18 protein-coding genes are annotated in these 22,346 nt (G+C 75.4%); 9 read left to right on the top strand and 9 right to left on the bottom strand.

Annotated elements, in window-relative coordinates:
- The first annotated feature begins 42 nt into the window (after positions 1-42).
- Positions 43-3,369, top strand: coding sequence for a lectin (locus WA788_RS05805; protein ID WP_335972276.1), 3,327 nt, complete (start codon positions 43-45; stop codon positions 3,367-3,369).
- A 75-nt stretch (positions 3,370-3,444) separates the two neighbouring features.
- On the opposite strand, the gene WA788_RS05810 is transcribed toward WA788_RS05805, so the two are convergent.
- A complete protein-coding gene (locus WA788_RS05810; RefSeq protein WP_335972277.1) occupies positions 3,445-3,852 on the bottom strand; it encodes a RidA family protein in 408 nt (135 codons plus the stop codon).
- A gap of 275 nt (positions 3,853-4,127) precedes the next feature.
- Between WA788_RS05810 and WA788_RS05815 the strand changes: the two genes are divergently transcribed.
- From WA788_RS05815 to WA788_RS05825, 3 genes are all read left to right on the top strand, one after another.
- Complete coding sequence (locus tag WA788_RS05815) at positions 4,128-4,976, top strand: DUF3626 domain-containing protein (protein WP_335972278.1); 849 nt, start codon at positions 4,128-4,130, stop codon at positions 4,974-4,976.
- A 120-nt stretch (positions 4,977-5,096) separates the two neighbouring features.
- Entirely contained in the window at positions 5,097-6,191 is a 1,095-nt protein-coding gene (locus WA788_RS05820; RefSeq protein WP_335972279.1) for an NAD(P)/FAD-dependent oxidoreductase, read from the top strand.
- Between the two features lie 711 nt (positions 6,192-6,902).
- Complete coding sequence (locus WA788_RS05825; RefSeq protein ID WP_335972280.1) at positions 6,903-9,422, top strand: hypothetical protein; 2,520 nt, start codon at positions 6,903-6,905, stop codon at positions 9,420-9,422.
- 97 nt (positions 9,423-9,519) lie between these two features.
- On the opposite strand, the gene WA788_RS05830 is transcribed toward WA788_RS05825, so the two are convergent.
- A complete protein-coding gene (locus WA788_RS05830) occupies positions 9,520-10,839 on the bottom strand; it encodes an RICIN domain-containing protein (protein ID WP_335972281.1) in 1,320 nt (439 codons plus the stop codon).
- A gap of 225 nt (positions 10,840-11,064) precedes the next feature.
- Complete coding sequence (locus WA788_RS05835; protein ID WP_335972282.1) at positions 11,065-11,646, bottom strand: TetR/AcrR family transcriptional regulator; 582 nt, start codon at positions 11,644-11,646, stop codon at positions 11,065-11,067.
- Between the two features lie 75 nt (positions 11,647-11,721).
- Between WA788_RS05835 and WA788_RS05840 the strand changes: the two genes are divergently transcribed.
- Positions 11,722-12,495 carry an oxidoreductase gene (locus WA788_RS05840; protein WP_335972283.1) on the top strand — a complete coding sequence of 258 codons (774 nt, stop codon included), beginning with the start codon at positions 11,722-11,724 and terminating at the stop codon, positions 12,493-12,495.
- Between the two features lie 52 nt (positions 12,496-12,547).
- Positions 12,548-12,916 (top strand): VOC family protein, encoded by a 369-nt coding sequence (locus WA788_RS05845; RefSeq protein WP_335972284.1) that lies wholly within the window; start codon positions 12,548-12,550, stop codon positions 12,914-12,916.
- A gap of 50 nt (positions 12,917-12,966) precedes the next feature.
- Here WA788_RS05845 and WA788_RS05850 read toward each other — a convergent pair whose 3' ends face one another.
- Positions 12,967-13,818 carry a helix-turn-helix transcriptional regulator gene (locus WA788_RS05850; protein WP_335972285.1) on the bottom strand — a complete coding sequence of 284 codons (852 nt, stop codon included), beginning with the start codon at positions 13,816-13,818 and terminating at the stop codon, positions 12,967-12,969.
- A 139-nt stretch (positions 13,819-13,957) separates the two neighbouring features.
- The gene (locus tag WA788_RS05855) at positions 13,958-15,505 is read right to left on the bottom strand and encodes an MFS transporter (RefSeq protein ID WP_335972286.1); all 1,548 of its coding nucleotides are present in this window, start codon (positions 15,503-15,505) and stop codon (positions 13,958-13,960) included.
- 85 nt (positions 15,506-15,590) lie between these two features.
- Here WA788_RS05855 and WA788_RS05860 point away from each other — a divergent pair, with 85 nt between their 5' ends.
- Positions 15,591-16,211, top strand: coding sequence for a TetR/AcrR family transcriptional regulator (locus WA788_RS05860; protein WP_335972287.1), 621 nt, complete (start codon positions 15,591-15,593; stop codon positions 16,209-16,211).
- On the opposite strand, the gene WA788_RS05865 is transcribed toward WA788_RS05860, so the two are convergent.
- Positions 16,205-16,975, bottom strand: a complete 771-nt coding sequence (locus WA788_RS05865; RefSeq protein ID WP_335972288.1) for an SDR family oxidoreductase — start codon at positions 16,973-16,975, stop codon at positions 16,205-16,207. The two genes, WA788_RS05860 and WA788_RS05865, sit on opposite strands and share 7 nt — an antisense overlap.
- Positions 16,976-17,205: 230 nt before the next feature.
- On the opposite strand from WA788_RS05865, the gene WA788_RS05870 reads away from it, so the two are divergent.
- Entirely contained in the window at positions 17,206-18,156 is a 951-nt protein-coding gene (locus WA788_RS05870) for a helix-turn-helix transcriptional regulator (protein WP_335972289.1), read from the top strand.
- Here the strand turns inward: WA788_RS05870 and WA788_RS05875 are convergent.
- The 3 genes from WA788_RS05875 to WA788_RS05885 all read right to left on the bottom strand — a co-directional run bounded on the left by WA788_RS05875 (position 18,134) and on the right by WA788_RS05885 (position 21,378).
- The gene (locus WA788_RS05875) at positions 18,134-18,949 is read right to left on the bottom strand and encodes a VOC family protein (protein WP_335972290.1); all 816 of its coding nucleotides are present in this window, start codon (positions 18,947-18,949) and stop codon (positions 18,134-18,136) included. The two genes, WA788_RS05870 and WA788_RS05875, sit on opposite strands and share 23 nt — an antisense overlap.
- A gap of 333 nt (positions 18,950-19,282) precedes the next feature.
- Positions 19,283-20,119, bottom strand: a complete 837-nt coding sequence (locus WA788_RS05880; protein WP_335972291.1) for a hypothetical protein — start codon at positions 20,117-20,119, stop codon at positions 19,283-19,285.
- On the bottom strand, positions 20,119-21,378 hold the full coding sequence (locus tag WA788_RS05885) for a VWA domain-containing protein (protein ID WP_335972292.1): 1,260 nt from the start codon (positions 21,376-21,378) through the stop codon (positions 20,119-20,121). The genes WA788_RS05880 and WA788_RS05885 overlap by 1 nt, the downstream gene beginning before the upstream one ends.
- Before the next feature lie 214 nt (positions 21,379-21,592).
- On the opposite strand from WA788_RS05885, the gene WA788_RS05890 reads away from it, so the two are divergent.
- Complete coding sequence (locus WA788_RS05890; protein ID WP_335972293.1) at positions 21,593-22,342, top strand: DUF4232 domain-containing protein; 750 nt, start codon at positions 21,593-21,595, stop codon at positions 22,340-22,342.
- The last annotated feature ends 4 nt before the right edge of the window (positions 22,343-22,346 follow it).

Here is a 22,346-nt window from a genome sequence, read left to right on the forward strand (position 1 = left end):
GACGGGCCCCGTTTCACCAGCAGATTCCGTCATCGCCTCGCCGTGGTGTCCCTCCTGGGCATCGCGGCGCTCCCGTTCCAGTCCCTGGCCGGCGCCCAGGCGGCGTCCGGTCCGCAACTCGTCGCGGACCCGGCGGCGTTGATCAACCCGCTGATCGGCACCTCGGGCGCGGTCAACACCTTCCCCGGCCCGGACACGCCGTTCGGCATGATGCAGTGGAGCCCGGACACCACGCCCGACCGGACGCAGGGCGGCGGCTACGAGTACAAGGACAGCAAGATCTCGGGCTACAGCCTGACGCACGTCTCCGGCCCCGGCTGCGACGTCGCCGGCGACGTACCGATCCTGCCGGTCACCGGCGCCCTGTCGGGCAACCTGTCGAACACCTCGGCGCAGTTCAGCCACGACGACGAGCAGACCGGCGTCGGCTACTACGGCGTCACCGACGCGAGCGGGATCAAGACCGAGCTGACGGACACCACGCGCGCGGGTCTGGGCCGCTTCACCTTCCCGGCCGGCTCGACCCAGTCGAACCTGCTGCTGAAGCTGAGCAGCGGCGCCTCGCAGGTGGACGGCACCCGGGTGAAGGTGGTCAGCGACCACGAGGTGAGCGGGTCGGTCGACAGCGGCCACTTCTGCGGCGCCGCCAACCGCTACACGCTGCACTTCGACATCACCTTCGACCACCCGTTCACCGCCAGCGGCACCTGGGTGGGCAGCACCATCAACGCCGACGCCACGAAGCTGAGCGAGGGGCGGCCGGAGCAGAAGCTCGCCACCCACGCGAACACGCCGCTGCACGAGCAGCACTTCACGGTGCCGGGCACCACCGCGCCCAAGGTCCACCCCAGCGGCAGCTCCGCCTCCTCGTCCGCCGCGAAGGGCACGGCGTCGACCAAGGGCGCCGCCTCCGCCGCGGACGCCCCCGTGACCGGCGCCAACGGCATGTACCTCACTTTCGACACCGCGCGCGCCGCCACCGTGACCGCGGCCGTCGGCATCTCCTACACCAGCGACGACAACGCCGCCTCCAACCTCAAATCCGAGGTCAAGGGCTGGAACTTCGACGCCATGCGGCAGGCCAACCACACCGCGTGGAACAAGGTCCTGGACAAGGTGCGGATCGGCGGCGGCACCCACGACCAGCAGGTGCAGTTCTACACCGCGCTCTACCACGCGCTGCTGCACCCGAACGTCTTCTCCGACGACAACGGCCAGTACATGGGCATGGACGACCAGGTCCACACCCTCGCCAAGGGCCAGCAGGCGCAGTACGCCAACTACTCCGGCTGGGACACCTACCGCTCCCAGACGCAGCTGATGGCGATGGTCGCCCCCCAGCAGACCGGTGACATCGTCACCTCGATGCTCAACGGCTACGACCAGACCGGTCTGCTGCCCAAGTGGGCGTCGAACAACGGCGAGAGCTACGTCATGGTCGGCGACCCGGGCACCGCAATCATCGCCGACGCCTACGCCTTCGGGGTGCGCAACTTCGACACCGCGCACGCGCTGTCGGCGATGGAGCACGAGGCGACCGTGCCCAACCAGGACCGCCCCGGCGAGGCGGTGCGCGACGCGAAGGGCTACCTGCCGCTGGACGGCACGTACTCCTGCTGCAACTTCTACGGACCGGTCTCGACCCAACTGGAGTACGACAGCGCGGACTACGCGCTCGCGTCGTTCGCCAAGTCGCTGGGCAAGACCGCGGACTACACGAAGTTCGCCACCCGGGCGCAGGACTGGATGAACGTCTTCAACCCGCAGACCGGCTACCTCCAGGCGAAGAACTCCGACGGGCAGTTCGCCGGCGGCTTCACCCCGGGCACCTCGAACGGGTTCGTGGAGGGCACCTCGGCGCAGTACACCCCGATGGTGCCGTTCAACATCGAGCAGCTGGCCACCGCGCGCGGCGGCACCGCGGCGTACGGGTCGTACCTGGACAGCCTGCTCAGCGACATCGCGAACCCGTCGGGCACCAACGCCGATCTGAGCAACGAGCCGAGCCTGGAGATCCCCTGGGAGTACAACTACCTGGGCCAGCCGTGGAAGACGCAGGCGGCCGTGCGCACCGCGCAGCAGGACCTCTACTTCAACGCGCCGGTCGGGTCGTTCGGCAACGACGACCTGGGCGCGATGAGCTCCTGGTACGTGTGGTCGTCGCTGGGGATGTACCCGGAGGCGCCGGGCACCGACACGCTGGTGCTGGGCAGCCCGGTCTTCCCCGTCGCGAAGGTCACCGTCGGCGGCCGGCAGGTCACGATCGACGCGCCCCAGGCCGCGACCGACGCGCCGTACGTGCAGTCGCTGGACGTCAAGGGCAAGGCGTGGCAGAAGTCGTGGCTGACCTTCGGGCAGTTCGCGCAGGCCGGCACCCTGGACTACACGCTGGGCACCAAGGCGAACACCTCCTGGGGCGCGGCGGCCGCCGACGTCCCGCCGTCCGACACCACCGGCGGCGGCCGGGTGCTGGCGGCGACCGGGCCGAGCAGCGACGGGCTGATCGTCGCGCCGGGCGGGTCGGGTGACGCCACCCTCCAGCTGACCAACCTCGGCGACAAGGCGGTCACCGCCGACTGGAGTGCCTCCGCGCCCTCGGGGGTCACTCTCGGCGCGTCCTCGGGCACCGTCACGGTGCCGGCGGGCGGCAGCGCGCAGGCGAAGGTCGCGGTGAGCGCGGGTGACAAGGAAGGCACCTACGCCGTGGCGTTCGCGGTGACCGACCACGGCAGCGGCGCGGCCCTGACGAGCGCGTCCCTGCGGGTGTCGGTCGCGGCGCCCGGGGAGCTGTGGCCCTACGAGACGAACGAGGGCGTCTACCCCGACGGCACGCACTTCTCCGGCGGGTTCGACGACGGCGGCTGGGCGTACTCGCAGGACGCGCTCGCCGCGAACGGGGTGACCAGCGGCTCGACGGTCAGCGCCGACGGGCTCGACTACACCTGGCCGACCATCACCTCAGGGCAGCCGGACAACCTGGAGGTAGCCGGCCAGACCCTGCCGGAGCCGGCCGGCACGCAGGGCGCCTACCTCGGGCTGCTCGGCGCGGCCGCCAACGCCCCCACCGACGGCAGCGGCGTACCCGGCGACCTGACGGTCACCTACACCGACGGCAGCACCACGAAGGCGTCGGTCGCCTTCTCCGACTGGACCCTCAACGGCGGCGGCACCAAGCCGGTCGCCGGCGACACCACCGCTGTCACCACCGACTACCGCGACACCGGCAGCGGCGGCAAGGACACCGTGAAGGCGTATGTCTTCTCGGTCAAGGTCCCCATAGACGCCGCCAAGACCGTCGCCTCCGTCACCCTGCCGGTCACCTCCGCGTCCGGCACGGTCCACCTCTTCGCCCTCACCTTCGCGAAGTAGCCCTTCCCCTCCTCCAATCCCCCGGGCGCGCTCCCACCAGGAGCGCGCCCGGGCCGTGCCGGGGGCACCCAGGGGTCAGGGGAGCGCGGCGGTCAGGTCGACCTCAACCAGTTGTCCGGCGAAGCCGAGGCGGGTGACGCCGAGGAGGGTGCTCGCGGTGGTGAAGGCCGGGCCGAGCGCGGAAGCGGTCAGGCGCCGCCAGGCGGCGCCGAGGGCGTCGGCCTGTTCGGCGCACACGTAGACGACGGACCGGACGACGTCCTGGGGCCGGGCGCCGACGGCCGCGAGCGCGGTCAGCGCGTTGGCGGCGACCTGGTCGACCTGGGCGTCCAGGGAGCCGGCGCCGACCAGTGAGCCGTCGGGGGCGAGCGGGCACTGCCCGGCGAGGTAGGCGGTGCGGCCGGCTTCGGCCACGGTGACGTGGTGGTAGCCGGGGGTCGGGTGGAGCCGGTCGGGGTTGAGGCGGGTGATCTTCGCAGGCATGGCCGCGAGTCTGGCGAAGCCGCCCGCCGCGCGCACCTGGTTTCCCGCGGCGTACGGCCGGGCGCGAACGGTCGCGGCGGTGCGGCGGGGGCGGACGGGCTGCGGCCCGGCCGCGGTCCGCGGCCGGTGCGGCCCGGGCCGCGCCCTCGACCTCGAACTGCCGCTGGAGCAGGCCGCCGAGGGTTGCCGCACCCCTGGCGGGGGCGCTCCCGCCGGTGGGCGCGGGCGGCGAATCCGGTTGCGTCCGGCCCGCACCGCCCCGGCACACTACCGGCATGACGACCAGCCACCCGCCGTACCTGCCCGCGCAGCGGGCCCTGCGGCACGTCGCGGCGCGCTCGGCGGGCGGCCCGGTCGACCCGCGGCTGCGGGTGACGCTCAACTTCCACCCGGACCGGGTGCACCAGGGCCGGCACATCCTGTCCGGGCTGGCCGCCGACGGGGTCTACCGCTCGCAGTTCGCCACGGGCACCGGCAACGGCGGCCTCACCGCGTACCCGGGCGGTGACCGCTGGCACTGGGAGAGCCGGATCTTCGGCGGGGCGTACGACGAGGCGCCGAACGAACAGCGGCCGGTGTACGGCGCGCTGGACTTCCGCGGGCGCACCACCGGCGGCGCACCGCGCTTCGGCTCGGCGCACTTCCGGCTGTCCGCAAGCGCCCTGGCGCGCGCCACGTTCTGCTACCCCGACAGCTCCACCGACCCCGCGGACTTCGGGGTCGCGGAGCGGATGGCGCTGGTGGCGCTGGCCGCGGCGGACCGCCGGGACGCCCTCGACGACTACGTGGAGGCGCACGTGCACGGCCCGGTGCTGCTGGCGCGGGACGTCGAGGCGCTGGTGCTGGACTCCTGCTACCGGGGCACCGAGGTGGAGGAGCTGGCCCGGGCGCTGCCGTGCCCGCTTCAGTGGCACGCCGGCTTCCGGCTGACGGTGGCGGAGCTGCGGCGCCACCCGGACTTCCGGGGGCCGCGGTTCGTGGCGCTGGGCGCGCGGATCGCGGTCGGCGGGCGGCTGGACCCGTCGGTCATCGCGGCGGCGGCCGCGAGCGGCGAGCACGACCCGCAGGACCTGAAGAAGGTCTGGCACTGCCTCGCCCGGTTCGGGGCGCCGCCCGCGCCCTGACCCGCGCGCCCGGCACCGGCGGCGTCCGTACGGGCGCGGGGTGGGCGGCACCTCGGCGCCTTTTTGCCGTTTCGGCACGCACCTTTGCCCCTGGCGCCGCGGCGGGCGGACGGTGGGCGCATGAGCGAAGAACGGATGGCAGAGGTGGCCGGCGTCGACGGCACCGGCTGGGACGTGGTGGTGGTCGGCGGCGGCGCGGCCGGCCTGTCGGCGGCACTGACCCTCGCCCGGGTGCGCCGGTCGGTCCTGGTGGTCGACTCCGGCGAGCCGCGCAACGCCCCGGCCGAGCGGACCGGCGTGCACGGCCTGCTCGGCCGCGAGGGGGTCTCCCCGCTGGAGCTGCTGCGCACCGGCCGCGCGGAGGTCGCCTCGTACGGCGGCCGGGTCGTCGCGGGCCGGGTGACGCGGATCGTGCGCGACGGCGACGGATTCGACGTCCGGGCCGAGGGCGCGCGGGTGCGGGCGCGGCGGCTGCTGGTGGCCACCGGGCTGGTCGACGAACTCCCGGACGTGCCGGGGCTGGCCGAGCGGTGGGGCCGTGACGTCCACCACTGCGTGTACTGCCACGGCTGGGAGGTCCGCGACACCGCGATCGGCGTGCTGGGCGCCTTCCACCAGGCGCTGATGTTCCGCCAGGTGTCGGACGACGTCACGCTGTTCCGGGACCCGGGTACCGAACTGTCCGACGCGCAGTGGGAGCAGTTGGCCGGGCTCGGCGTCGCGGTGGTCGACGGCCCCGTGGCGGGGCTGCGGATCGACGGGGAGGACCGCCTGTCGGGGGTGCGGCTCGCCTCGGGCCCGGTGGTGCCGGTGCGCCATCTGGCGGTCATGCCCTACCTCGCGGCGCGGGCGTCGTTCCTGGACGGCCTGGGCCTTGCGCTGCGGGACCACCCGATGGGCGTGGGGCGCCAACTCGCCGTCGACGCCGCCGGGTTCACCGGTGTGCCCGGGATCTGGGCGGCGGGCAACGTCAGCGACCTGGTCGCGAACGTCGCGGCGGCCGCGGCCGCGGGAGTCGCCGCGGCGGCGGCGATCACCATGGACCTGGTCACTGCGGGAGCCGAGCGCGCGGCGGCCGGGCGGGCGCGGCCCCGTACGGCCGCGGACGACGCCGTGTTCGGGCCGGCGTCCGAGGCCGAGGTGGCGCGCCGGGTGCTGGGCACCGCCGCGCACGGGCTCCACCTGCCGCCGCCGGCCGCCGCTCCCGACGCGTGAGGCGCCGCATGCCGGCGAGCGCCGCCTGACCAGCGGCGGGCCTGCGTGCCGGCGCAGCCAACGGCCGGTCGCGCAGCGCCAGTTGTCCGGCAGCCGCCCGGGCCCGCGTTGGTAGGATCATCCCGCGACGGGCACAGCGCCGGACCGGGGGGACGGCTGCGGGCCCGGTGCACCCGCTGCCGAGGCGTGAGGGGGAGGAATGGCACGCTTGCACGGAACACGGCCGGTCACGGCGGCGCTGCCGCCCGGCCGACCGGTGCGACCCGCCCCCACGGGCGCGCTGCTCGGCGGGATGCGCGCCGGCGGCACCGCGTACGGCACACTGGACGACGCCGGCCGGCGCGGCAAAGCGCCCGTCGCCAACACCTCCAGACGGAGGCCGGGTTCGTGGTGCTGAAGCACGCGCGAGACCGACCGCCCGGCGCCGCCGAGGGACCCGACGGGGGGTGACCGGTGACGGTGAGGGGTACCCGGCTGTTGCGGCGGGTGTGGCCTGGGTGGCGGCAGGATGTCACCCGGCTGCGTTACTGTGCGGAAATCACGTGATGGTCGGGTAATGGGTACATGTCGGCGAGCAGGATGCGGTGACGGTTGGTGAGACGGTGGATCGGCGCACGCTCGGGCCGGGGGGCGGACGAGGGCCGGGGAGAGCGGGCCGGGGCGGGCGCGGCACCCGGTAGCGGTCCCGGCGCGGCAGGCGGGGCGGACGCGGTGGACCCGGATGCCATCCATGTCGAGGAGATCGACGGCGTCCACGTGGTGCGTACCGCGGGCGAGCCCGCCCTCGACCCGATGTCGGTGGCCGAACTCGGCTACGCCATGGCCGTGCAGGACGGCACCACGATCACCATCGTGGTCGGCACCGAGAGCGACCGGGCCTGGACGGGCCTGGAGGAGGTGCTCGACGGCCAGCGGCCCGGCTCCTTCCACGAAGTGCTGCTGGTGCTGTCGTACGCCGCGGTGGCGCGCGGGGGCCGGCCGGCCGTGGCGCGCCGGATCGTCGAGCGGTGGGGTGTACGGGTGATCGCGCCGGACGGCGCGGCGCTGCTGGTCCCGGGCGGGTCGCTGTTCGTGCCGGGCCGCCCGGCCGAGCCCGGCGAGGGCGCCGCGGACCCCGGCCGCGGCTGGTGGCGGTTCGCCCCCGGGAGCGAACCGCGGTCGATGGGGCGGCAGTTGCCCGCGCCGTCCTGGCAGGCGGAGCTGGACCGGCTGGCCGGGAGCGTGACCGGCGAGACCGTGGTGCACCGGATTCCGGCCGGGCTGGCCGTGCGCCCGCTGGACGCGCCGCCGCCGCTGCCGGGCGACCTGGCGTTCGCGGTGCCGGTCGGTCCGGACCGGCCGGTGGTGCTGGTGGGGGCGCCGGGCGACGAGGTGGAGCTGACCGCCCATGACGTGGTCGGCGCCCTGGCGCTGCTGCCGCCGCCGCTGCGCCCGGCGGTGCGGCTCGCGCCGGGCGGCAACAGCGACCTGCTCCAGGCCGCGCAACTGGCCGCCGACACCTTCGCCGTCGACGTGGAGGTGCTGACCGGCGCGCCCCTGATGACCGACAACCTGACCCCCGACGGCGACACCCACCAGGTGCGCACCGTGCTGATCGGGCGGGACGGCACGCCCGCGTGGCGGCCCTTCGTCGAGGCGGTCGTGTGCCGACCGCGCGGCGACGGCCCGCCCCGGCCGCCCCTGCTGCTGCGCTGGCAGCCCCCGCTGCGGGGCATCGGCACCGCGCGCACCGGGGTGCTGCGGCTGTCGGACTCCTGGCAGGTCGCGGTGACCCGGGCCGGGCTGCGGGTCACCCGGGTCAGCGGCAGCGCGCCCGCGCTCGCCGAGCGCCCGGTGGACGCCGACGCGCCCGCGATCGAGATGGGCACCCCGGGCCGGCCGATCGGCCCGGAGGCGCTGCCCGCCCTGCGCACCCTCCTGGCCGCGCTCAGCCCCGAGGTGCGCGAACGCGCCGTGCTCCACCTGTACGGCGACTGCGGCACCGAGCAGGCCCGCGAACTCAGCCGGCTGCTCACGGAGTTCGGCGTCAAGCGGCTGCGGACCAAGCCCCCGCAGCAGGCCCCGCGCCTGCCGGTCGCCCGCACGTCCCTGCCGCCGGCCGCCGCGCGCGGTGCGGCGCCCAAGGCACCGGCCCCGCCGCACGACGCGCCCCCGCCCGTGCTCGGCGCCCCGCCGCCGGCCGCCGCGGCGGCACCCGGCCCGCGAACCGCCGCGCCCGCGCCGGCCGTCGAGGCGGCCCGCACCGCAGTGCCGGCGCCGCCGGCCCAGCCCGCTCCCATACCGGCGCCCGCTCCCGTACCCGCGGCGCCGGTCCAGCCGGCGACCGCCGTGCCGGAGCGGACGGAGCCCCGCCCGGCGGCCGCCGCGGCACCTGAGATGCCGCCGCTGCCGGGGCAGGACGTCCTCGGCGCCGACGGCCCCGCGGCCAAGGCGCGCGGTACGAAGCCGCCCGCCTTCGTACCGCCGTCGATGCCGCGGCCGGTGCGCTCGATCGGGCTGGGGCACCGCAGTTCCGCGGCCGAGCGGGACGCCTTCCGGGAGATGGTGCCGCCGGAGGTCTGGCGCAAGCAGGAGAAGGCGGTCGAGCGGATGCTCGGCCCCGCGCTCACCGGGGAGATGGCCGAGTGGGCGCCGAACCCCGTGGACGTGCTGGCCGTCCACCTCTACCTGACCACGTCGGACGGCCCGCTCGGCCACCAGGCGCTGACGGCCGCCCTGCGCGCGGGCGACCGGGGCGTGCTGCCCTACGCCGCCTGCCTCGCGTCGGGGCTGGGGCGCATGCGGCCGTACGAGGGGCCGGTGTTCCGCAGCGGTGACGCGCTGGCGCCGGAGCGGACGGCCGCGGGCCGGCAGTTGCGCGCGCCCGGCCCGGTCAGCGCGCTGACGGTCAACCTGCGGGGCCCGTCGGAGACGACCCGGTACGCGATCTGGTCGGAGAGCGGCCGGCGGGTGCACCTGGAGCGCTCCCGCGGCGGCGAGGGGGAAGGCGCGGACGAGGTGCTCTTCGCCCCGGGCACCACCTTCCGGGTGCTCGGGGTGCGCGAGGTGCGCGGCTCGGACGTGGTGCTGCTGCGGGACGCGTCGGGGCCCGCCTCCGGTTCGGCGCCGGAGCTGGACCGGGCCGCGCTGCGCGCGCTCGCCGAGGCGCTGGACGAGGGTGTGCCGTCCGGCAGCAAGGGCCGGGTGCGCAGCTGGCCGGCGCGCTGCTCGGGACCGGCCGGCTGGGAGTGAGCGGGATGGGAGTGGGCGGGAACGGCCGCCGGGCGGGCGGCCGTTCGTCAGCTCCTGCGCCCGCGGGCCCGGGCCCCCGCACGCCCGCGGGGGCCGCTCACTTCAGGCGCCAGCGGAAGTCGTCCTTGGTGTTCGTGCTGCACCCGTACTGCTCCAGCCGGGCGTCCTCGCGGCCGGTGCCGACGCCGGGCACATCGACGCACAGGCCGCTGGCGTAGTCGCGTATCCAGTAGGTGCCGTCCGGGCGGGGGTCCAGCCACCACAGCTGGTTGTCGTTCTTCGTCCGGTTGCAGGGGTACTCCTCGATCTGCGTGCCGGCCGGCTCGGCACCGTAGTTGGGCAGGTCCATGCAGAGCCCGTCCTTGTGGTTCACGATCACGAACAGGCTCGCGCCGCCCGGGCCGCCGGTCTTGTACGCCACCTGGAGGTCCCAGAGCTGGTTGTCGCCGGAGGTGCCGTCGCAGTCGTACTGGTTGACCGGGCCGTCGCTGGTGCCGTTGCCGTAGCCGGGGACGTCGGCGCACAGGCCGGTGGTCACATTGAAGAGCAGCACCTGGGACGCGCTGGACGCGGCGTTCGCCCGTGCCCGCAGGTCGGCGGCCGACGTCGTCTTCTTCGCCGTGGGCGTCGCCGTGGCCTTGGGCTTGGCGGTGGCCTTGGCCTTCGGCGCGGTCGTCGCGGGGGCGCCGGCGGGCGTGGTCGCGGTGGCGTGGGGGTGCGCGGACGCCTTGTCGGAGGCGTGCGCGGAGGGCTTGGCGCTGTGCGCGGTGGTGGTGGGGGCGCCGACCGGCAGCGTCTGCGGGGCGGCGTCGTTGCCCGATGCGACGTCACTGGCCTGGGCGGTGGGCGCGGAGCCGTGGTGCGCGGAGGTCACGGCGTACTGCAACGCGCCCGCGAGCGCCACGACGACGCCCGCGGCGACCAGGATCGGCAACGACCGCCCCGCCGACCGCCGCTGCCTGGGCGGCGCGCCGCCCGGTCCGGCCGCGCCGCCCGCTTTGGCCCCGGCCGTGCCCGGCGTACCCGTGCCCGGCGTGCCGCCGGACGCGGAGGTGCCCGCAGCACCCGCAGCACCCGCCGCACCGCCGGCGCCGCGTGCCCCGCTCGCCCCGGCCGCCTCCCCCGCCTTCGCCGGCCCGGCCGCCGCGGGCGCGCCGCTGCTGGACGCGGTCCGCACGGGCACCGACCGCGGCGGCGCCGCCCTGGGCGGCTCCGTTCCCGAGCCGGCGCCCGACCCGGCACCCGAGCCCGCGCCCGGCGGTGTCGCCCCGGGCGCGGCCGGCGGGGACCCGGTGGGCGCGGTGGGCGCGGTGGGCAGCACGACCGCCCGTCGTACGGGTACCACCGGCGCGTCGTCTTCGCCGTCCGTCCCGGGGCCGTCGGAACCGGTGTCGCGCGGCGGCCGTGAGGTGGGCATGCGTCGTCTCCGTAAGGTCTCAGGCGGCCCGCGCGGGGCCGTACGGCGCTGGCCGCGGCCGTCGACCGGCCGCGGTTCGGCGCCATCCTCCCCCACGGCGGGCCGCCCCGGCCCGGGAACCCGCCGACTCCGCGCCCTGCGGCCCGGCTCCGGCGTGCACGCCCCCAACAGCCCCGGCGGCGCACCGAGATGACGCCCTTGCGCCGGAGCGTAGTCCCGGCCTGCTCAGCGCGCGGCGGCGGGGTACCGCAGGCCGTCGTAGAGCAGCTCGGTGATCCGCGCGGCGTCCTCCCGCCAGGCGCCGGTGGCCCGCAGGTTGCAGACGCCGCCCATCGCGCGCAGCACCGTCCGGCCGTCGACGTCGGCCCGTACAGTGCCCTGCGCGGCGCCCGCGGCGAGCAGGTGGTCGAGGCAGCCGGCCATCCGCGAGCGCGCGTCGTCGAAGACCGGCGAGTCCGTCGCCATGATCCCGGCGAGCGCCCCGGCCATGCCCTTGCCGACCGCCGCGTGCTCCACGAGCAGCAGCAGGAAGCGGTGCAGGGCCTCGTCCGCCGTGTACCGCTCCAGGAGCGCGTCGGGCGCGGCGCACAGGTCGGCGACCTCCTGCCGGTAGACCTCCTCGACCAGCGCCTCGCGGGTCTCGAAGTGCCGGTAGAGGGTGCCGACCGCGACCCCGGCGCTGCGGGCGATGTCCTCGATGTGTGCGTCTTCGTCCCCGCTGCCGGCGAGGAACGCCTCGCGCGCCGCGGCGAGCAGGGCGTCCCGGTTGCGCCGGGCGTCGGCGCGCAGGGGTCGTGATGCTGGCAACACTGCCTCCATAAGGTGAATCTGGTTCACTATAGTTACCGGAGTCCGGTTCACCTTATCGAAGGAGCGGCAGACATGACCATGTCCGAAAACGAGCTTGCGGGCCTGCGGGTGCTGGTCACCGGAGCGAGCCGCGGCATCGGGGCGGCCACCGCCCGCCGTTTCGCGGCGGCCGGCGCGCAGGTGCTGACCGCCTCGCGCACTGCTCCCCCGCAGGACTTCCCGGCGACCTTCCTGCCCGCGGACCTCGCGACCGGGCAGGGCGTCGCCGACCTCGCCCGCCGGGTGGTCGACCTCGTCGGCGGTGTGGACGTGCTGGTGGACAACGCGGGCGCGACCACCGGCGCGGTGCCCACCCTGGAGCGCTCCGACGAGCTCTGGCGCCGCGACCTGGACGTCAATCTGCTCGCCGCGGTGCGCCTGGACCGGGCTCTGGTGCCGGGCATGGTGGAGCGCGGCTCGGGCGTGGTCGTGCACGTCTCCTCGATCGCGAGCCGCCTGCCGCAGCCGGCCGACGCCTCGTACGCCGCGGCCAAGGCGGCCCTCAACGCCTACAGCCGCGAACTGGCCACCGCCGTGGGCAAGGACGGCGTCCGCGTGGTGTGCGTGCTGCCCGGGTTCGTGGTCACCGAGGGCGCGGACGCGCACCTGCGGCAGCTCGCCGAGGACCAGGGCGTCGGCCTGGCCGAGATGCGGCAGCAGATCGTGGACCACCTCGGCGTGCCCATGGGCCGCCCCGGCGAGCCCGAGGACGTCGCCGAGATGATCGCCTTCCTCGCCTCCCCCCGCGCCAAGTGGCTGACCGGCGCGCAGTTCCGGGTCGACGGCGGCATCGTGCCCGCGGTCTGAATCCCCTGCCTGTCCCCGAACGCGTCACATCCAGCGAAAGCAGGCCACCCGAATGAAGTTCACCCTGGCCGCGGTGCTCCTGGAAGCCGCCGACCCCGAGCCGGAGAGCGCCTTCTGGCACCGACTGCTCGGCGGCACCCTCATGCGCACCCCCACCCACCACTTCCTGCGGGCCGAGGGGCTGCCGGTGCTCGTCGTCCAGTCGGCGCCGGGCCATCTGCCGCCGCAGTGGCCCGACGGCCGCTCGCAGCAGGTCCACGTCGACCTCGCGGTCGACGACCTGCCGGCGGCCGACCGGCGGGCGGTCGACGCCGGGGCGCGCCGGCTGCGGCCGCCGCACCCGGCGCCGGACGAGCCGGCCACCGGCTCCCGTGTGTACGCCAGCCCGGCCGGGCACCCCTTCTGCCTGCGCGCGGGGTAGGTGCTGCGGCTTCCGGTGCGACCGCCGAAACCGTAAGGCGGCGGAAGGGGTCAGCGGGGCGCGTCCATGCGCTGGGTGCCGACGACCGCCAGCAGGCGCAGCGCCTCCTCGGCGGAGGAGCCCGGCTCGGCGGTGTAGATCACCAGCTGCTGGTCGCGGTCGGCGATGTCGAGGACGTCGCAGTTGACGGTGACCGGCCCGACCAGCGGGTGCTGGAAGGTCTTGCGCAGCGTGGGTTCGACGGCGACGTCGTGGGCGTCCCACAGCTGCCGGAACTCCTCGCTCCCGGCGAGGAGTTCGCCGACCAGCCCGGAGATCTCGGGGGCGTCGGGGTAGCGTGCGGCGGTGGCGCGCAGCCGCTGCGCCGTGTTGCGCGCGAACTCCTCGGCGTCCGAGACGCCGTACAGCCGCTGCCCCAGGCCCCCCGGCCCGAGGAAGGCGCGCCGCGCGAGGTTGCGGTCGCGCGGCGCCACGGCGGAGAAGTCCTCCATGAGCGCGGCCGCGAGGTCGTTCCAGGCCAGCACCTCGGTGGTCGCGGACGTCACGATCGCCGCGGCCTGCGGCAGCCGCCGCAGCAGGTCCAGGATGCTCTGCCGGACCGCGCGCGGCGGCCCGGCCGAGGGGATGGGCGGGGCGCCGGCCAGGTGGTGGAGGTGGTCGCGTTCGGCGTCGGTCAGCCGCAGGGCGCGGACCAGGCCGGCCAGCACCTCGCGCGAGGGGCGCGGGCCGCGGGCCTGCTCCAGGCGCGTGTAGTACTCCGTGGAGATGAACGCCAGCTGCGCCACCTCCTCGCGGCGCAGCCCGGGGGTGCGCCGCCGGGTCCCCGACGGCAGCCCCACCTCGGCCGGGCTGATCCGCTCCCGCCTGCTCCGCAGGAAGGCGGCAAGTTCGTGTCGGTCCATGCCGCCAGTCTCCGCCCCCGCGGCTCCCGTAGCCAGGTACCGCCAGGCCCTGGCTCCGCCCGCGGCCCGCGCATCCCGGCGCCGGCGCCCGCCCGTCCCGCCCGGGTGGGGGCGGGACGGGCGGCGGGGCGCGCGGGCGTCAGGACCGGCTGGGCGCCGGCGGCGGCTCGCTCAGGTCGATCGAGGAGGTCGCGAACTCCCCCGCGAGGCCGAGCGCCTCGTCCTCGCGGATCTCCGCGGCGGTGAGGGTGCCGCCGCCGGCGGCGGCCCGGGGGACGCCGAAGAGCGCCATCAGCGCGGCCACGAGGAAGAACAGCCCGCCGAGGCCGAAGGTCAGGACGAAGGCGCTCTCGGTCGGGAGCGTGACCGGACCGGACGGCAGGCGGTGCGTGGCGACCTGGCTGGCCAGGATCGTGACGACGAGCGCGCTGCCGATGGCGCCGCCAACGGTCCGCATGATCGAGTTGATGGAGTTGGCGACGCCGGTCTCGTGGGCGCCGATGTTCATCACCAGCAGCGCGGGCATCGCGGCGTAGGCGATGGCGATGGCGGCGTTGCAGATGACGACGCCGATGATCATCTCGGCGGTGGTGGCGTGCAGCGCGGCGAGCAGCACCATGCCGACCAGGCCGATGACGCAGGCGAGCAGCAGCACCAGGCGCGGCCCGATCCGGGAGACAAGCCGCCCGGCGAGCGGGCCGGTGAACATCGAGACGACGGCGCCGGGGAGCATGAACAGCACGCTGGTGCGCAGCACCGACGCGTGGAAGCCGTATCCGGCGACCGCGTCGGGGGTCTCGACGAAGTAGGTGACGCCGAGGAAGACGCTGAACATCGCGAAGCCTATGCACAGCGCGGCGATGTTGGTGGCGAGCACCGGGCGGCGGACCAGCAGGTCGAAGGTGACCAGGGGTTCGCGGGTGCGCCGCTGGAGCGCGACGAAGCCGACCAGGACCACCACGGCGGCGGCGAACAGCCCGATGACCTTCGGCGAGCCCCAGCCCCAGGTGTGGCCCTGGGAGAGCGGCAGCAGCAGGCAGACCAGGCCGACGCCGAGGACCGCCGCGCCGCGGTAGTCCACGCGCCCGCCCTGGCCGGGGTGGCGCGGGATCGCGACGGCGGCCAGCGCCAGGACGACCAGGGTCATGCCGACGCACAGCCAGAAGATCCGCCGGTAGTCGGCGTCGCCCTGGGTGAGCAGGCCGGTCGCGACCAGCGCGATACCGCTGCCGACGCCGAGCGCGGAGGCGGTGATCGCCATCGCGCCGGTGAGCTTCTCCCGGGGCAGCGACTGGCGCAGCACGCTGATCGCCAGCGGGAAGAGGCCGAAGCTGGCGCCCTGGAGGACCCGCCCGAGGATCAGCAGCCCGATGCTGTGGGTGACCGCGGCCAGCACGCTGCCAGCCAGCGTGACGACCAGCGCGGCGAGGATGACCCGCCGGTGGCCGAAGACGTCGCCGATCCGGCCGAGCAGGGGGGTCACGGCGGAGGCGGTGAGCATCGTCGAGGTGGTGACCCAGCCGACGGCGGTGGCCGAGGCGCCCAGCTGGGTGCCGATCTCCGGCAGCACCGGGACCACGAGCGTCTGGATCATGGAAAGGAGGAAGACCGCCGCCGCCATGGTCACCACGACAAGGCGCGCCGAGACCACTCCTGCGACCTCGGTCGAGGTTCGTTCATGAGGCATGCACCCACCATAGCGAGCCGACTCGACACATGTCGATTATTGCCGACGCCCGTGGATATTCCGCGCGAGGCCGTAGGCTGGCGGCATGGCAGCAGACACCACCGGCAGCCCGGTCCGGCGCCGCGGCGGGCCGACGAAGGGCGCGCTGCGCGAGGAGCGGATTCTCGACGCGACCCGGCGCCTGGTCACCGAGCGCTCGATGGCCGACATCACCATCGACGACATCGCCGCGGCCGCCGGGATCTCCCGGACGAGCTTCTACTTCTACTTCCCGACCAAGCAGGCGGTGCTCGCCGCGCTGATGGAGCAGGTCTGGGAGCGCTTCGGCCAGACCCACGGGTGGTTCGCCAGCAGCGGGCCGAGCCCGGCCGAACTGCGCGACCAGCTGCGGCGGGTGGCGGAGATGTGGCAGGAGAACAGCAAGGTGCTGGCCTGCGCCATGCCGGGCGGCTTCGCGGTGGGCTACCAGCCGCTGGAGGAGTTCGTCGGCCGCACCAAGCAGCGGTTCGTCGACGGGCTCGCCGACAAGATCCGCCGCGACCGCGCGGCCGGCCTCGCGCCCGAGGGCGTCGACGCCGCCGCGCTCGCCCGCATGGTGGCCGTCGTCCGCGACCACCGGATCTCCGAGATCACCGACCTGCCCGCGCGGCAGCGCGAGGGCGCCCTGGACGAGCTGGCCACGGTCGTCCTGCGGATGATCTACTGACCGGTCCCCTGCCGGCCCGGGAGCATCGACAGGGCCTGGGCGCGCTGTGCGACCAGCCCGTCGTACGTGCCGTCCCGCTCGGCCCAGCGGTGCATGAGGACCTTCTCCACCAGGATCTCGTCCGGGGTGGGCTCCTGGGCGAGCAGCCCCATGACCTCGGTGGCGAAGCCGTCCAGCGGCAGCGCGTGCGGGTTCACCTGCTCCTGGCCCGCGGTGGCCACGGCCGGCGGGACGAGTTCCACGACGCCGACGCCGGTGCCCGCGAGCTGGACCCGCAGCGCCTCGGAGTAGGCGTGCACCGCGGCCTTCGAGGCGGCGTAGGTCGGCATCGGCGGGAAGGGCAGGAAGGCGATCCCGGAGCTGACCGTGATGAAGGTGCCGGCGCCGCGCCCGACCAGGTGCGGGGTGAAGGCGTCGACGACCCGGATTGTGCCCAGCAGGTTGGTGTCGACCGTCGTCCGGGCCGCCTCGAAGTGCGCCGGGTCGCGCAGGTCCTCCAGCAGCATGACGCCGGACATGGTGATCACCGTGTCCAGGTCCGGGTGAAGGGCCAGGACGGCGTCCCGGACGGCCGTGACGGACGCGTCGTCGGTGACGTCGGCCTCGAAGGTGCTGAAGCCCTCGGCGGCCAGCTCGGCCAGGGCGTCCGCGTTGCGCCCGGCGACGGCCACGGTGCTGCCCGTGGCGGCGAACCGCCGGGCCAGCTCCCGGCCGATGCCGGACGTGCCCCCGACGACGAGGACGGTGCGGTGGGCGAGTTCCATGAGATGTCCCTTCGAATCCCGGGGCGCTGGCGGCGGTCAAACCCGCGGCGCCCCTTCTGCCATGGTCGCCGTCGTTCGGCGACGGCGACACCGCAAGTCTCGGCCGGGCGGGCCGGGCCTGGCAGAGCCCCGCACATCCGGGGTCCTGGCAGGGCCCCCTCTGGGGGCCGCCGTCCGCATTACGGTGGCGGTATGACCGGGAGAACCGGACCGGGAGAAGAGGTGGCGGGATGAAGGACGTCGCGTCCGACAACCGGCTGGGCAGCTATCTGCGGGCCCGGCGCGAACTGGTCACCCCGGCGCAGGCCGGGCTGCCGCCGGGCGGGACTCGGCGGGTGCCGGGGCTGCGGCGCGAGGAGGTGGCCCTGCTCGCGGGGATCAGCGCGGACTACTACCTGCGGCTGGAGCGCGGCCGGGACAAGAACCCCTCGGTGCAGGTCCTGGAGTCGCTGGCGCGCGTGCTGCGCCTGGACGACGTGGAGCGGGCCTATCTGCTGGGGCTGGCCGCCGCCCGGCCGCGGGCGCCGCGGCGCAGGCGGCCGGAGCAGGTGCCCGCGCGGCTGCACCACCTGCTGGCGCACCTGACGGTCCCGGCGTTCGTGGAGGGCCGCGCCTTCGACGTGCTGGCGTCCAACTCCATGGCACTGGCGCTGTCACCGCGGCTGCGGCCGGGCGAGAACCGGCTGCGCTCGCTCTTCCTGGACCCCGAGGAGCAGGCGTTCCACCGCGACTGGGCGCAGGCGGCGGCCGGGTTCATCGCCGCGCTGCGCACCACCATCGGCGACGACACCGACAACCCCCGGTTCGTGGAGGTCGTCGGCGAGCTGGCGCTGTCCAGCCAGCGCTTCCGTACGCTCTGGGCCCGGCACGACGTCCGCGAGCTGAACGGCGGCACCACCACCGTGGTGCACCCGGTCGTGGGCGAGATGCGCCTGCACCGCGACAAGCTCCCGGTCGAGGACGTGATCCTCGTCGTCTACTACCCCGACAAGGACAGCGAGAGCGACGAGAAGATGCGGCTGCTGGCCTCCCTGGCCGCCGCCGCGCCCGACACCGAAACTGACACCGACACCGAAACTGCCGCCGACCCCGAAACTGACACCGACACCGACACCGAGGCCGCCGGGCGGCCCGCGCCGGGCGCCGGCGGTGGGGACGTCAGGCCCGGCGGCGCGGGCTGATCACCGTGAACAGGCCCCCGTCGGGGTCGCGCAGTTCCGCGTAGCTGCCCGCGTGGGTGGTGCCCTGGCCGACCAGCTGGCCGCCCAGGCCCCGGGCGGCGGCCACGCAGGCTTCGGTGTCGGGCACCGGGAACTGCACGTCCCAGTGCGGCCGCAGCGTGGGGTCGGGGTCGGCCTCGACGGCGCCGGAGCCGAGCCGGGCCACGACGGCCTCGCCGCTGCGCACCACGACCTCCTCGTGTTCGTAGTCCACGGTGCAGCCGTCCGGGCTGCCGTCGGCCCACTGGAGGACGCCGCCGTAGAAGATCGCGGCCTCGAAGGCGTCGCGGGTGCGCAGCCGCAGCACCACCGGGCCCTGGTCGTGCCAGGTCTCCCAGCCGGCGGGCAGCTTGCCGTCCCACACGCCGAAGACGGCGCCGTCGCGGTCGGCGGCGACCAGGGCGCGGCCGGCGGCGAAGGCGACCGGGCCGAGCGCGACCGTGGCGCTGCGCTCGCGGATGCGGGCGGCGGCTTCGTCCACCTGGGGGACGGAGAAGAACGGCGTCCAGCCGACGGCGACCTGGAGGTCCGCGGCGAGGGCGCCGATGCCCGCGACGGGGCGGCCGTCGCCGAGCGCGAACGCGAAGTGGTCGCCGAGGGTGGTGTTGCGGAACTCCCACCCGAGCACGCTGCCGTAGAACTTCTCGGCGGCCTGGAGGTCGCGCGCGGTCAGGTGGGCCCAGCACGGCGCGCCGCGGGGCGCGTCGCGGGGGGTCGGGGCGGTAGAGGGCGCGGCTGGCTGCTCGCTCGTCACTGTGGTGTCGTTCCGTTCGTGGGACTGGGCACTGCCCGGGGACGGCCTGGTGCGTCGCCTCGCCTTCCCCGGTACGGCGTGATCATGCCTGGTGGTGCGCCCCGGTTCGCGGATCGCGCGCGGGTCGCGGGGCGGCCGGGTCGGTGCCGGGTGCGCGGACGGGTCCGGCCGGCACCGGCGGCGTGTGCAGGACGTTACCGGTTCCGGGCGGTGCGTGACCGGGCGGGGTCGGTCCGGCCCGGGCGGGCGGGCGGACAGCGGTGAGGGCCCGCCGGGTGCGGCGGGCCCTCACCGGGGACCGGGGCGGTGCTCCGGACGGGTACTGCGGCTGCCTCAGTCGCCGTACCCGGCCGGCTCCCGCGGCCGGTCCGGGCGGTCGTACGCCTGCGGCCGGGCGAGGGCGGGCGGGCGCAGCGGGCCGCGGGCGAGCCGGTGCGCGCCGAAGGCGAGCAGGACCGCGAGCAGGCCGCCGCCACCCGTCCACAGCCAGCGCGGCGACCACCAGGTGCCGGCCCAGCCGCCCGAGGGGGCGACGCGCGGGCCGCCCGCGGTGACCACCGGTGCCACCGAGCCGTCGACGGCCTGGCTGCCCGCGGTGCCGTCGGAGGTGGCCTCGACCGCGGCCTGCACCGGCTGGCCGAGGTCGGTCGAGGGCAGGTCGAGCACGGTCACCCGAACGTAGTAGGCGCCGCGCAGCGGGTCGTTCGCCCACGGCTCGGACCAGGAGCGGATGGTGCGCAGGTGGCAGACGAGGTCGACGGAGGCCGCGTCGGCGGCCGCGGTGACGGTCTGGTTGCCGTAGCGGCAGGACTGGTGGCGGCGCAGGCCGTCGTAGACGTCGACCTGCCAGGTGGACGCGCCGTGCCGGGTGGCGGTGGTGGGGAAGGTGACCGTGGCGTGCACGGTGACGTGCTGGCCGGTGTCGGCGGGGAACTGCCAGTACAGGTAGTCGCCCGCCGAGGCGTCGGCGGTCGCGCGCACGCCCTGGTCGATGACGGTCGCGGTGCGGAAGTCGGTGCCGGCCTGGGTGGGCGGCGCGTCGGACCCGGTCGCGGTGGCCGTGGGGTCCGGGGTGGCCGTGGCGTCATCGGCCGCGGCCGGGCCGGTCAGTGCGGTCAGTGCGGCGGCGGCCAGCAAGGTGGCGGCGCCCAGCAGCCGTGCGGTGCGCATCAGCGGGTCCCTCCGGTGTTCATGCGCCAGCGGGCGGCCCAGCCGGTGAGCAGTCCGGCGGCGGCGCCGACGGCGGCGAGCAGGCCCAGCAGCCACCAGCCGCGGCCCAGGCCGTAGAAGGCGACGTCGGAGGGCTGGTCGGGGCTGTGCACGAGGTCGATGGACAGCTCGACCGGCAGCCCGGGGGTGGTCTTCACCGAGGCGGGCGCGGAGAAGGAGTTGCCGACCTGGAGGCACACGGTCTCGGCCGGGGTGTCGTCGTCGGCGTCCGGCTTCGGGTAGCGGATGCCGGCGGAGACGGCGTCGGTGCGGCCGGTGCCGCCCTCGTCGTCGCGGACGATCTCGCGGCCGTGCAGGGTGACGCCGCGCAGCAGCACGCCGTAGTCGGCGTTGACGGTGCGGTCGTCGGAGACGGTGGCGGAGGCGCGCAGTTCCTGGCCGGGCTCGACCTGGACGCGGTACCAGCGGTTCTGGGAGAACGTCTCGCGGTCGGTGTACAGGCCGCGCTTGAGGACCGGTGCGGCCTGGCAGGTGTCGGCGCCCTGGACGGCGGTGGGGGTGACCGCGGTGTCGGTGGCGCGCTTGACCAGCTGGGTGACCTTGGTGGTGAGCTGCTGGCGGTGCTGGACGGTGGTGTAGGTGCCGCCGGTGGCCTCGGCGATGCAGCTGAGCTGGCTGCGGGTGTGGGTGTCGGGCACGAGGCCGAGGGTGTCGATGGTCAGGTCGACGCCCTGGGCGGCGATCTGCCGGGCGACGTCGCAGGGGTTGGCGGCGCAGGTGTCCTCGCCGTCGGTGATGAGCACCAGGCGGTGGGTGCCGCCTCCGCCCTTGATGTCCTGGGCGGCGGCCAGCAGCGCGGGGCCGATCGGGGTCCAGCCGGTGGGCTGGAGGGTGGCGACGGCACTCTTGGCCTGGTCGCGGTTGAGGGCGCCGACGGGGTAGAGCTGCCGGGTGTCCTTGCAGCCGGTCTTGCGGTCGTCGCCGGGGTAGTTCGCGCCGAGGGTGCGGATGCCGAGGTCGACGTCCTGGGGGGTGGAGTCCAGCACGTCGTCGAAGGCCTGCTTCGCGGCGGACATCCGGGACTGCCCGTCGATGTCCTTGGCGCTCATCGAACCGCTGACGTCCAGGACGAGTTCGACCTTGGCGGTGGCCCCGGGCACGGGCTCCCCCGCATGGGCGGTGGCCGGCACGAGGCCGCAGGCCAGTGCGGCCATCAGCCCGCAGGCCGTACCGGCGGCCAGTAGCTTTCGGATGATCATCGCACTGATCGTAGTGAGGGTCGGCCGAATCCCGAAGTCGCCTGGTCAGCAAGGTCGTTGGGGCCGCCGGAGCGACTTTGACAGTTCTTTACAACCCGGCCGCGGGCTCTGTCGTCTCTGCTGCCGATTCCGGACGACGGGTTCCGCGAGTCGCCCGGGGAGACCGCCCCGGGAGGGGCCTGGGCACGACAACCGGGGAGACAAGGAGCAGGACATGCGCAGGAGTTCACTCGCCGCCGGGGCCGCCGGGGCCGCGGTGTTCGCGCTGACCGCGCTGGGCGCCGCACCCGCGACGGCCACCGCGCCCCCAGCCGACGCCTCGGGCACCCCGATGTGCGCCACCGCGCAGCTCAGCGCCGCCCTCGGCGGCGGCGACGCGGGCGCCGGCAACCTCTACCGCTACCTGGTGCTGACCAACACCGGCACCGCCACCTGCCACCTGACCGGCTACCCGGGCCTGTCGATGCTCGACGCGAACGGCACGCAGATCGGCCGGCCCGCCACGCGGGACGCCCGCACCTACTCCGCGGTCGTGCTGCGGCCCGGCGGCTCGGCGAGCGACACCATCCACACCGTCAACCACCAGGGCACCTGCCTGCCGGCGTCCACGAAGCTGAAGGTCTACCCGCCGGGGAACACCGCGTCGCTGACCATCCCCGGCGTCATCACCGACTGCTACGACACGTTCGCCATCACCCCGCTGGCCGCGGGCACGGGCGGCAACGACGGCGGCACCCCGACGTCCGCGCCGACCGGGGCGCCCACCGCCGCGCCGACCACGGGCACCAGCGGCGGGGCGCAGGTGCCGACGGTGCCCTCGGGCGCCCCCGACACGGGCCTGGCGGCGACCGGCTCGCACAGCAGCGACTCCACCGTGCTCGCGGCGACCGGCGCGGGTGTGGCCGCGCTCGGTGCCGCGGGCGTCGCGGTGGCGCTGCGCCGCAAGGTGCGGGCCGGCCGTTGAAAGG

The sequence above is a fragment of the Streptomyces sp. CA2R106 genome (genome assembly GCF_037034245.1).
Classification (GTDB): Bacteria; Actinomycetota; Actinomycetes; order Streptomycetales; family Streptomycetaceae; genus Actinacidiphila.